The sequence below is a fragment of the Bacillus stratosphericus genome (assembly GCF_020524495.1).
GTDB classification, from domain to species: domain Bacteria; phylum Bacillota; class Bacilli; order Bacillales; family Bacillaceae; genus Bacillus; species Bacillus stratosphericus_B.
Map to the genome: position 1 here is coordinate 115,420 of NZ_JAIVLB010000001.1, position 12,438 is coordinate 127,857.

A 12,438-nucleotide genomic window follows, 5' to 3' on the forward strand; every position below is an offset into this window, starting at 1 on the left:
TTAATCGAGCAAGCTTATGAGCTTCTTAGCGAAGCCTTGGTCAGTGACAGCGACAACTACGCGAGATTCCTTCCCAATAGAACGTCCGAGAACGGAACGGTCTTCTACTTTTCTAACCGGAACATTATAAGATCTGCATTTGTCAGATACCTTTTTCTCTGTGTTCGATGAGGCATCTTCTGCAAGAAGAACCAGCTTTGCACGCGCATGTCTAATTTCTTTGATCACCAGATCTTCTCCTGACACGACTTTACGAGCTCGATTTGCTAGACCAAGCAAAGGATACCACTCAGATTCAGTCATTTGGTTTTTTCACCTTTTCAGCTAGTTCTAGTAATTCTTCAAATATGTGTTCGTCAATCTGTGTCTGAAATTGTTGCTGTAAACTACGTTTGTTCTTTGCCGCAAGAATGGTTTCTTTATCGAGAGAAAGGTAAGCTCCGCGCCCGTTCATTTTTCCGGTTGCGTCGACAGACACTTCACCTTCTTTAGAACGAACAACGCGGATCATCTCTTTCTTTGGTTTCATTTCTCCCGTCACGACGCATTTTCTAAGCGGGATTTTTTTTCGGCTTTTCACCTTTTATATCACCTCTTATTCGTCAGATTCCTCAACTACTGGTTCAGCCTCTAAGAAAAGAGATTCAGAGTCTTCAGTTCTTGGGAAAATACCGAGTTCCCTTGCATCTGTTTCGCTTTTAATGTCAATCTTCCAGCTAGTCAGCTTCGCTGCAAGACGCGCATTTTGTCCTCTTTTACCAATGGCTAATGATAGCTGATAATCAGGGACAATCACTGTTGTCGCCTTATCTTCTTCATTCACAATGACATCAAGTACTTTTGATGGACTCAAGGCATTGGCGACAAATTCTACAGGTTCATTGGACCAATGAACAATGTCAATTTTTTCGCCTTTTAGCTCATTGACAATTGCTTGTACACGCTGACCTTTTGGCCCAACACAAGAACCAACCGGATCCACATCCGGATCATCTGTACGAACAGATATTTTAGAACGATCCCCAGCTTCTCTAGCAACGGATTTAAGCTCTACAGTACCATCATAAATTTCTGGCACCTCAATTTCAAATAAACGCTTTAAAAGACCTGGATGTGTTCTCGACACATAAATTTGTGGTCCTTTTGTTGTTTTTTCTACTTTTGTAATGAACACTTTAATGCGATCATGTGGTTTGTAGTCCTCATTTGGCATTTGTTCGTTGACTGGAAGAAGAGCTTCGACTTTGCCAAGTGACACGTAAATGAATTTACTGTCAATTCGCTGAACAATTCCCGTCATAATGTCTTCCTCGCGATCGATGAACTCAGTGTAAATTACACCTCGCTCTGCTTCTCGCACTCGCTGCGTGACCACTTGTTTCGCTGTTTGAGCCGCAATGCGTCCGAAATCTTTTGGTGTGACTTCAATCTCAACGACGTCACCTACCATGTAATTCGGGTTGATGCTCATCGCATCATCTACAGAGATTTCAAGGCGAGAATCATACACTTCATCTACAACATCTTTTCTTGCAAATACGCGAATTGTTCCAGTTTCACGGTTTAAATCAACACGAACATTTTGCGCTTGGTTAAAATTACGTTTGTATGCAGAAATGAGTGCAGCTTCTATCGCTTCAATAATAATTTCTTTACTAATACCCTTCTCTTTCTCAAGAACAGTCAGGGCATCTAACAACTCACTACTCATTTTTATGGTTCCCCCTTATATCAATGAAAAGGTTAATTGAACGAAACTGCTAATCTTGCGTTCGCTATTTTTTCGTATGGAATATTGATCTTTTTCTTTCTTGTCTTAATCTTCACTGTCACTGTTGCAATCTCACCATCAAAGCTTGTAAGCTCACCTTCAAATGCTTTTTCACCATCAATTGGTTCGTATGTTTTCATGAAAACATTTTTTCCAAGTGCTTTTTCAAAATCAGCTTTTTTCTTTAATGGGCGCTCCGCTCCAGGAGAGGACACTTCAAGAAAGTAGTTTTGACTAATCGGATCTGCCTCATCAAGCTTTTCACTCAAGGCTTCGCTCACTTTGGCACACTCTTCGATATCGACGCCTTTGTCAGAGTCAATAAACACGCGAAGGAACCAGTTTTGACCCTCTTTGACAAATTCAACGTCAACGAGTTCAAGCTGTAAGCCATCTAAAATTGGCTGCACCATTTCGCTTACGACATCCACTACTTTTTTGCTCATTCTCTTCCTCCTTGTGAAATTTCGATAAACGCTCTTATCAATCATTCTGCATAAAAACCCTGCTTTATGTGAGCAGGGGGAGCAGAAAACGGATGAATATGTCGAGACAAAAATTGCCTGTTCAATACAAAAGAGCGGGTTTCCCCACTCTTGTCTCGGTAATCGTTAGCATTTCCATAAAAACTATACCATATCCAATTTTTTAATGCAAATGAAGTTCATCCTTATAATAGGTACTCTTTATCGATTACTTTTGCATGTTCACTACCGATTGATGCCTCTTCCTTCCCTTATATAATTGGATTTTAGATAACTCATTAAAACAAGAATTTGAATTTAATTTATTTGCTATAATTTTTATAACCTTATCCCCTAGCTAGCTTTATATATTTTTTATAGCCAACAAACGAAAGAATAAATCCTAACAGTGTATATCCTATAAGGACTACCGTTACTAAGATCAAATTCTCTCCCCCGGGTAACGTTGATACTGAATGCACTAAGCCTTGATGTGCCCAATACTACGGGAAGAGCATACCAATTATTTTTAAATAACTAGGTAATTGATCAAATGGCGTCCATAAACCACAAGCAACCGCTGTCCCTAAAGCTATCATGTTCGTCATCACTAAGCCTGTATTCTCAGTTTTAGCAAATGCGGCGATGGCTACTCCCCATGAAGTGACTTGCATTGATAATAGGACAACTACTAAGAAATACGAGCTGTATTGTGTTATTTCAATACCATATAAGTAAACACCCAAAATGGTTAACAACAAAACTTGAAATAAAATGATGACAAAAAACGGAACGCACTTTCCAAAAAAAAAAATTATGCGGCTGTAAGGGAGTACTTGCTAGCCTTGCCACAATTCCTTTCTCTCGATCTTTTACAAAGCTAATTACAATTGAAATAATAACAAATGTGGAAAAAAACACGCTCATTCCTGTAACCGATTGAGAAGCAACTAATGTTTTTTGTGCTTGTGAACTACCTGATGTAAATAATTCTATTAAAAGAATAATTGAAACAACTGGCAACAAAATGGTCCAGAACAACAAAGATCGATCTTTCACTTGTTGTAATATTTCTTAATGCTTGGGAAGTTCTATTTTTTACTGACGTTCTCCATTTTCAACATTTTGGAACTATTTCTTGAATAACCCATTATCCAAATAGGCACCAAATGATAAATAAATAATTGTTTGTTTACAATACTCTGTTTTATAGTTTGTAATTGTCTTGATATGAGATAAGTTCTCGAATATTTCTGAATGATCGTATTTTTTATTCGACATAAATAAACTCCTCTTCCACAAAGAACTCTGTAATAAAGAGTAAAGAATGAATTTTCAATTGGTCAATTATTTGGAAATATTTTTTGCGGATTCTCATCAAAAATCTACACATAACCATCTATTTCTTTTCAGGGGAATCAGCAACGAAACACGCCTCAATACTGATAAATGACTTTTGTCTCTTTATCTTTGTTAAAACCTTGATCAATAATCGGCTTCTTGTTAACATAATAAAATTATTGTATTTAAATAAAAAGAACGCCCCTTTGAGAGCGCTCTTCATTTAACACATTAAAATAAAGAAAGTTGGTTTTGATCAGGTAGTGCTTCCAAACATCCTTGACGATCCAAATATTCAAGAATGGTTTTCGACACTTTTCCGCGTTTTTGTAAATCTTCTTTTGAAAGGAACTCACCATCTTGACGTGCGCGTACAATATTTAACGCCACGTTTGTTCCGAGCCCAGGGATGGAGTTAAATGGCGGAATTAATCCGTCTCCATCAATGATAAACTCTGTTGCACTTGAGCGGTATAGATCTACTTTTTTGAAGTGATAGCCTCTTTCGCACATTTCAAGTGCAAGCTCTAGTACAGTTAAAAGGTTCTTTTCTTTCGTTGATGCATCTAAACCTTTTGAATGAATATCATCCATGACCGCTCGTATTGCATTCGATCCTTTTGTCATCGTTTCGATATCAAAGTCATCCGCACGAACGGTAAAGTAAGCCGCATAGTACAGTAGTGCATGATGCACCTTGAAGTAAGCAATCCGAACGGCCATTAATACATAAGCGGCCGCGTGGGCTTTAGGGAACATGTATTTGATCTTTTTACAAGAATCAATATACCAGTTTGGTACGTTATTATTCTTCATTTCTTCTTCCCATTCAGGAGGAAGCCCCTTCCCTTTGCGAACAGATTCCATGATTTTAAAGGCAAGTGACGGTTCTAAGCCTTGATAGATGAGATAGACCATAATATCGTCACGACAGCCAATCACTTCACTTAGTTTACACGTTTTATTATGAATGAGCTCTTGCGCGTTTCCTAGCCATACATCTGTACCATGTGATAAACCAGAGATCTGAACGAGCTCTGAGAAGGTTGTCGGTTTCGTATCCTCTAGCATTTGCCGAACAAATCTTGTCCCAAACTCTGGAATGCCGAGTGTGCCTGTTTTACATCCAATTTGCTCTTCTGTTACACCGAGAGACTCTGTTCCTTGGAAAATTTTCATAACTTCTGGGTCGTCTGTTGGAATGGTTTTTGGATCAATTCCACTTAAGTCCTGAAGCATACGAATGACTGTTGGATCATCGTGCCCAAGAATATCTAGCTTAAGCAGGTTGTCATGGATCGAATGGAAATCAAAATGTGTCGTTTTCCAATCTGCTCCTGTCGCATCTGCTGGATATTGAATCGGTGAGAAATCATAAATGTCCATATAATCCGGCACAACGATAATACCACCTGGATGCTGACCCGTTGTCCGTTTGACTCCTGTACAGCCTTGCACAAGCCGGTCTATTTCTGCGCCTCTCATATGAAGATTAAGATCCCCAGCGTAGCCTTTCACGTAACCATATGCCGTTTTTTCTGCCACGGTACCGATTGTGCCTGCGCGATATACGTATTCTTCACCGAACAGTTCTTTTGTATAGTTGTGCGCATGCGGTTGATATTCCCCTGAGAAGTTCAAATCAATATCAGGTACTTTGTCTCCTTTAAAACCTAAGAAGGTTTCAAACGGAATATCATGTCCATCTTTTTTATACGGCGCACCACATTCAGGACAGTTTTTATCAGGAAGATCAAAACCTGAACCAACAGACCCATCATTAAAGAACTCAGAGTGCTTACAGCTTGGACATACATAATGAGGTGCAAGTGGGTTCACTTCTGTAATCTCTGTTAATGTCGCAACAAGGGATGAACCGACAGATCCCCTTGAGCCAACAAGATACCCGTCATCAAGGGATTTCTTTACGAGCTTATGAGAGATTAAATAAATAACGGCAAAGCCATGGCCTATAATACTTTTTAATTCTTTCTCAATACGGTCTTCTACGATTTTCGGTAATTCATCTCCGTAGATGCTGCGTGCCATTTGATAGCTCATTTCCCGTATTTCTTCATCTGCACCTTCAATTTTTGGTGTATAAAGATCATCTTTGATTGGTTTAATACTTTCGACCATTTCAGATACTTTTTTCGTATTCGTTACGACGATCTCTTTCGCCTTTTCGTCCCCTAAGAAGGAGAACGCTTCTAGCATTTCATCGGTCGTTCTAAAATGAACTTTTGGCAGTTCATGACGGTTAAGCGGATTCGCACCACCCTGTGATGAAATTAAGATTTTACGATAAATTTTATCTTCTGGATGCAGGTAGTGCACATTCCCAGTCGCCACGACTAGTTTATTCAGCTTTTCACCAAGCTCCACAATATTTGTGATAATTTCTTTTAATGCACGTTCATCACGTACAAGCTCTAGCTGTAGTAAATGCTGATACACTTCTGGCGGATGAACCTCTAAATAATCATAAAATGCTGCAATGTCTTCAACCTCATCGGGTGACTTTTGCATCATTCCTTCAAAAACCTCACCCTTGTCACAAGCCGACCCAACGATTAAACCTTCTCTATATTTTTCAAGCTGTGAGCGTGGGATGCGCGGGACACGATAAAAATAATGAATATGAGAAAGTGAAACAAGCTTGAATAAATTCTTTAGGCCCGTCTCATTTTGCGCAATCAATGTCGCATGGTAAGGACGTGAGCGCTGGTAAGCATTGGACTGACCCATGTTTTCATTCAATTGATTATGGTAGGCAATCCCTTTTTCAGCCGCGTCTTTTAGCATCTTCAGCATCAGGTAGCCTGTCGCTTCTGCATCAAAAATCGCACGGTGATGCTGCGTGAGTTCAATATCAAACTTTTTACACAGCGTGTTCAGTCGGTGATTTTTAAATTCCGGGTAAAGGAATCGGCCGAGTTCCAGCGTATCAATCACAGGGTTTGAAGCTTTATCTGTTTTAAGCAGTCGTTTATACGCTGCATTTAAAAAGCCCATATCAAAGCTCGCATTGTGCGCGACTAGGATATCTTGCCCAATCCACTCCTTGAAATCCCGAACGACATCGACGACATCTGGTGCATCTCTGACCATATCATCGGTAATACCAGTTAATTCAATAGTCGTCGCTGATAGCGGATGATGGGGATTTGCAAATGCCTCAAAGCGATCAATGATTTCCCCGCCTTTTATTTTCACTCCTGCAAGCTCAATGATCGTATCATAAACAGCAGAAAGCCCGGTTGTCTCTACGTCAAATACGACAAACGTGGCATCCTCTAACAAGCGGTGCTCTGGGTTATATGCAATCGGAACCCCATCATCGACTAAGTTGATTTCAACCCCGTACATCATTTTGATACCATGCTTTTTACTTGCTGCATACGCATCTGGAAAGGATTGGACAACAGCATGATCAGTAAGGGCAATTGCTTCATGTCCCCATATTTTCGCTTGTTCAACAAGTCTGCCGATACCAGTGACAGCATCCATCTGACTCATTGGGGAATGTAAATGAAGCTCGACACGCTTTTCACCCTCAGGTGCTGTATCTTTTTTCAGCTGAGGCTTCATTTCATTGACGTCATTGGCGATCATGACAAGATCTCTGACAAATGTATCGTTTTGAATGCTTCCTCTTGCTTTGACCCACATGCCTTTTTTCAAGGATTTCATGAGCTGGGCATCTTCTTTTTCTCTTGCAAACATTTTGATCAAAATACTGTTTGTGTAATCCGTGATCTTAAAGATACAAAGCGTTCTACCGCTTTTCAGCTCTCGTGTTTCTGCATCAAACACATAGCCTTGAACGGTAATTCTTCTTTCCTCTTCCATAATACTATCAAGCGTTCGAATTTCTTCATTTTCTTTGATTTGATAGCCAATCATTAGAGGGCCAGACGGGGCTTCCTCTTGATCTTCACTTTCCTTCTTCTCCATCTCAGTGAGGGCTTGCATGGCTCTTTCTTGGTCTTCAGCGAGCTTTTGTTCTCTGAACTTCTGAATCTCTTGATTTGATACAAATATCTCTGTATCAAATTGCAGTTCTGGAAAACCAACTTGTTTAAATGCAGCCTGCAGCATTGGGCTGTACTTCTTCTTGATCGCCAAAGCCTCTGTTTCGCTTTTGGTTTTCATGATGATTTTATGTCCAGACAGCGCTGGTTGTTGCTGCTGAAGCAGACTAATGATTGGGGGAGAAATTCCTTGAAGTTCTTCGACACAATGTGACCAATACGATTGAACGAGATCCTCAGATATGTGCGGATCATGGACTTCAATCGTACAGGTGACTTGTGCAATATGAGAAAATGCATTTGTTAGCCTGCTCAGAAACATTGCATATACCTTATAAGGCAGAAGTGCCTTAAATTTAAAAAGGAAATGCCACGTTTTCGTCGCTTTATGCACCGTCAATTTGACAATCTCACCTTCTTCAAAGTAACGACTGAGGTCATCAGCAGTCATTTGAATCTGATTGAGTAATATATGAAATTGCCGCCGGGTGATCGGTAATTGTTCATCCAAGACAGGACCCTCCTTTTGTAAATCAGAAAGGTACCTCTTTTCTACAGGAGGTACCTTCATTTTTTTGTTCAAGTATGCATGCTGCGTTTTATACTTGGCGTATGAATGAAATCAGTTCATCAACGGATACTTCCTGTGATTCCCCTGATTTTCTAAACTTCACTTCGACAATCCCTTCTTCTGAACGTTTCCCGCAGCTAATGCGAATTGGCAGTCCAATTAAATCACTGTCTGTAAATTTCACTCCTGCACGCTCTCTGCGATCATCGAAAAGTACATCATAGCCCTCTTCTTTTAAGCGCTCGTACAATGTTTCAGCCAGTTCCTTTTGTGCATCGTTTTTCATATTCAATGCAAGTAGATGAAGATCATATGGCGCAACTGTTTCTGGCCAGATAATTCCTTTTTCATCATGATGCTGTTCAACAATAGCAGAAAGGGTTCTAGAGATGCCGATGCCATAGCAGCCCATGATCATTGGCTGCGCGCGTCCATTTTCATCGAGGTACGTTGCATCCATTGCCTCAGAATAACGCATGCCCAGTTTAAAAACTTGTCCTACTTCAATTCCTTTTGCAAACTGGATCGTGCCTTCTCCATCTGGAGAGACGTCCCCTTCTTGAATCAAGCGAAGATCTGTAAATTCTTTCACTGACACGTCACGTGCAGGGTTTACATTAACATAGTGAAAATCCGATTCGTTTGCACCTGCAACTGCATTTGTCATTCCTTTTACAGCGAGGTCTGCATAAATCTCTACTTCTGCCTCTAGCTTAACAGGTCCAACAAATCCAGGTTCTGTTCCAATGATTTCTAGTACTTCCTCGCGTGAAGCAAGCTCTACAAGCTGTGCTCCTACTAAGTTCTTTAATTTCACATCATTTACTTCGTGATCGCCTCTTGTGAGGACAAGAACATACGCATCGTCTACTTTAAATAAAACAGATTTGATACATGCAGAAGGAGCAACTTCTAAGAATGCAGCAACGTCCTGAATCGTTTTTACTTGCGGCGTGTGTACTTTTTCAAGTTCTTTGAAGGTCGCAGAGTTTGCTTCTTCTTGATACACTACCTCTGCCATTTCAATATTGGCTGCATAAGAAGAGGTATTAGAGTAAGCGATGGTATCCTCTCCTACTTCTGACAGCGCCATAAACTCATGTGTATCTTTTCCTCCCATTGCACCAGAATCTGCAATGACTGGTCTAAAATCAAGACCGACTTTTGAGAAAATATTGGAGTAAGCTGTAAACATTTTATTGTATGTGTCATCTAGGCTCTCTAATGAAGAATGGAATGAATAAGCGTCCTTCATAATAAATTCACGTCCACGTAATAACCCAAAGCGTGGTCTTTGTTCATCGCGGAATTTTGATTGAATTTGATAAAGTGTCAAAGGAAGCTTTTTATACGATTTCAATTCGCTGCGTACTAGTGATGTGATCACTTCTTCATGTGTTGGGCCAAGTGCGAACTCGCGGCCATGACGATCTTTCATACGCATAAGTTCTGGACCGTATGTATACCATCTTCCTGACTCTTGCCACATTTCTGCCTGTTGCATCACCGGCATTAACAGCTCAGCTGCCCCTGCCTTTTCCATTTCCTTGCGAACAATGGATTGAATATGCTGGATGACTTTATGAGCTAGCGGCAGATAATGATAGATACCGCTTGTATTTTGTCTAATGAATCCTGCTCTTACTAATAGCTGATGACTTTTTGCCTCTGCATCTGCTGGCACCTCTCGAAGAGTTGGAATGAAAGTCAGGGATTGTCTCATGTCGTTACACCTCATTTATGAAATAGGACTTCTCACAAAAACTCTTGTTTCCCATGATGAGAAACAAGAGACATTGGTTTTTATAAAAATAATCGCTGGATGTCATTCCACGTAACTACTAGCATTAAGAGCATGAGGAAGGCCACACCAATGAAGACAACAAGTGCCTCTTTCTCACGATTAATGGGTTTGCCGCGAATGGCTTCAACGAATAAGAAAAGTAAACGCCCTCCATCTAATGCAGGAATCGGTAATAAATTCACAATTCCTAGGTTGATACTGAGGAACGCAGCAAACTGCATTAATGTTAACACACCTTGCTTTGCTACTTCTCCTGTCATGTCATATATTCCGACAGGACCTGCAAGCATATCTAGTGAAAATTGTCCTGTGACAATCTTTTGCAAGTTCGTTAAGATCAGCCCTGCTGTTGATATGACAGTCGTTCCTGATGATGAAATGACTTTTAGAAATCCATTTTCCGTTGGCGGATAGGAACCAAAGCGGCCAATGGTTTTTCCATCTGCCTTCACAGCTTCTGGTACAACTTGAACAGTGCTTTCTTTACCGTCTCGGTCAATGATGACATTCATTTTTTTATCAGGATTCTTTTGAACCGTTTGGACAACGTCTGTCCAAGAATTCATTTTATCCCCGTTAATTGAAACGATTTGATCTCCCTGCATGAGTCCAGCTTGCGCCGCCCGGCCATCTTGCGTGAGCTTACCGAGTACAGGATCATCCACGGTTACACCTTGAATAAAACCTAAAGCCACTAAAATCACATATGCCAGAATAAAGTTCATAATCGGTCCAGCTGCAATGGCTTTAATACGCTGCCATACCGTTTTTGAACCAAATTGACGATTGTATGGCGCAATTTGAATTTCTTCACCATCTGCAATATAGAAGCTTGTTTGACTCACATTGTAGCCAGTCAGAATATCTTCATTTCCAGCTTCATATCCTGAGATTCTCATCGAATGATCTAAATCAATCTGTTCGACTTCGATCACAAGTGCATCAGGATATTTCTCTTTATCATTTAAAATGATTTTTTCTACTTCATTTTGCTCATTGAATAAGAGCCCCACTGTATGACCTGGTTTAATTTCAATGACCTCAGGGTCCTCTCCAGCCATTTTGACAAATCCACCGATTGGAAGAAGTCTAATGGTATAAACAGTTTCATTTCGTTTAAAGGAGAAAATCTTCGGCCCAAAACCAATTGCGAACTCGCGGCATAAAATGCCTGCGCGCTGCGCCATAATTAAATGGCCAAGCTCGTGGAAAAAAACGAGCGTTCCAAAAATAATAATAAACGCAATCACTGTATTCACGAACATACCACCTTATGCGAGGATTGATTGAACAAAGTCTCGTGTATCTTTGTCCACTTCATGGATATCTTGCAAACTAGGCTTTGAAATCACATGATGTCTGATCAGTGCCTTTTCAATCAATTCTTCAATTTGCAGAAACGTTACTTTGCCTTTTAGAAATGCATCAACGGCTATTTCATTTGCTGCATTAAGTGCAGTAGGCATTGTCCCTCCTATTTTACCTGATTCGTAAGCAAAATGTAAGCAGCGATACCTGTTAAAATCCGCTTTTTGGAAATTCAATTGTCCAATCTCCCAAAGGTTCAATGATTTTGCTTCTTTTAATGGCGCTCTGTCAGGGTAAGTGAGCGCATATTGAATCGGAACCCTCATGTCAGGTGTACCTAACTGAGCCATGACGCTTTTGTCATGGAATTCTACCATGGAATGGATGATGCTCTCTTTATGTAACAGCACATCAATTTGGTCATATGGTATATCAAACAGCCAATGCGCCTCAATCACCTCGAGCCCTTTATTCATCATGGTCGCTGAGTCAATGGTGATTTTCGCTCCCATGGACCAGTTCGGATGATTCAGCGCTTCTTCAACCGTTACACCTTCAAGTTCAGTTCGTCTCTTATCTCGGAAACTACCACCTGAAGCTGTCACGATTAATCGTTCAATGTTTTTAGCTTGTTCACCTTGCAAAGATTGAAAAATAGCGGAGTGTTCACTATCGACAGGAAGTAAAGGCACTTCATATTTTTTGGCGTACTCTTTTACTATATGACCAGCTGTCACAAGTGTTTCCTTATTTGCAAGTGCGATCGTCTTTTTTTGTTCAATAGCCTTTAATGTAGGGACAAGCCCAACACTTCCTACAAGTGCATTAACCACAACGTCCACTGCATCATAGGTCACTGCCTCAATGTTCGCTTCATCACCAGCAGCCATTTTGACATCGTATGCAAAAGAATGACCTTTTAAGATGCGATAAGTCTCTTCGTTTAGGCACCCGACGAATTCAGGTTGAAATTGTTCAATAATGGGAATGGCCTTGTCTACATTTCTGCCAAACGTCATGGCATTCAGCTTAAATTTGTCTGGGTGCTGCCTCATCACATCTAATGTTTGTTCTCCAATTGATCCAGTTGCGCCTAATAGCGAAATATATTTCAAATTGCCACTCCTTCTCTCGTTCAATTAGTT

General features: G+C 40.4%; 10 protein-coding genes. All 10 read right to left on the minus strand.

Going from position 1 to position 12,438, the window contains the following annotated elements; translation table 11 throughout:
* Positions 1–303, minus strand: a complete 303-nt coding sequence (locus LC033_RS00645) for a YlxQ family RNA-binding protein (protein WP_226566375.1) — start codon at positions 301–303, stop codon at positions 1–3.
* On the minus strand, positions 296–580 hold the full coding sequence (gene rnpM / locus LC033_RS00650) for an RNase P modulator RnpM (protein WP_226566376.1): 285 nt from the start codon (positions 578–580) through the stop codon (positions 296–298). Before rnpM ends, LC033_RS00645 begins: the two co-directional genes overlap by 8 nt.
* Positions 581–595: 15 nt before the next feature.
* Positions 596–1,711 carry a transcription termination factor NusA gene (nusA, locus tag LC033_RS00655; protein ID WP_226566377.1) on the minus strand — a complete coding sequence of 372 codons (1,116 nt, stop codon included), beginning with the start codon at positions 1,709–1,711 and terminating at the stop codon, positions 596–598.
* Positions 1,712–1,743: 32 nt separating this feature from the next.
* Positions 1,744–2,217 carry a ribosome maturation factor RimP gene (rimP, locus tag LC033_RS00660; RefSeq protein WP_226566378.1) on the minus strand — a complete coding sequence of 158 codons (474 nt, stop codon included), beginning with the start codon at positions 2,215–2,217 and terminating at the stop codon, positions 1,744–1,746.
* Between the two features lie 521 nt (positions 2,218–2,738).
* Positions 2,739–3,053, minus strand: a complete 315-nt coding sequence (locus LC033_RS16755) for an ABC transporter permease (RefSeq protein WP_312887851.1) — start codon at positions 3,051–3,053, stop codon at positions 2,739–2,741.
* Positions 2,956–3,294 carry a hypothetical protein gene (locus tag LC033_RS16760; protein WP_312887850.1) on the minus strand — a complete coding sequence of 113 codons (339 nt, stop codon included), beginning with the start codon at positions 3,292–3,294 and terminating at the stop codon, positions 2,956–2,958. The genes LC033_RS16755 and LC033_RS16760 overlap by 98 nt, the downstream gene beginning before the upstream one ends.
* A 513-nt stretch (positions 3,295–3,807) precedes the next feature.
* Positions 3,808–8,121, minus strand: coding sequence for a PolC-type DNA polymerase III (locus tag LC033_RS00670; protein WP_226566379.1), 4,314 nt, complete (start codon positions 8,119–8,121; stop codon positions 3,808–3,810).
* A gap of 88 nt (positions 8,122–8,209) precedes the next feature.
* Positions 8,210–9,904, minus strand: coding sequence for a proline--tRNA ligase (locus LC033_RS00675; RefSeq protein ID WP_226566380.1), 1,695 nt, complete (start codon positions 9,902–9,904; stop codon positions 8,210–8,212).
* An 80-nt stretch (positions 9,905–9,984) separates the two neighbouring features.
* Positions 9,985–11,250, minus strand: a complete 1,266-nt coding sequence (rseP, locus tag LC033_RS00680) for an RIP metalloprotease RseP (protein ID WP_226566381.1) — start codon at positions 11,248–11,250, stop codon at positions 9,985–9,987.
* A 6-nt stretch (positions 11,251–11,256) separates the two neighbouring features.
* The gene (dxr, locus tag LC033_RS00685; protein ID WP_226566382.1) at positions 11,257–12,408 is read right to left on the minus strand and encodes a 1-deoxy-D-xylulose-5-phosphate reductoisomerase; all 1,152 of its coding nucleotides are present in this window, start codon (positions 12,406–12,408) and stop codon (positions 11,257–11,259) included.
* Between the last annotated feature and the right edge of the window lie 30 nt (positions 12,409–12,438).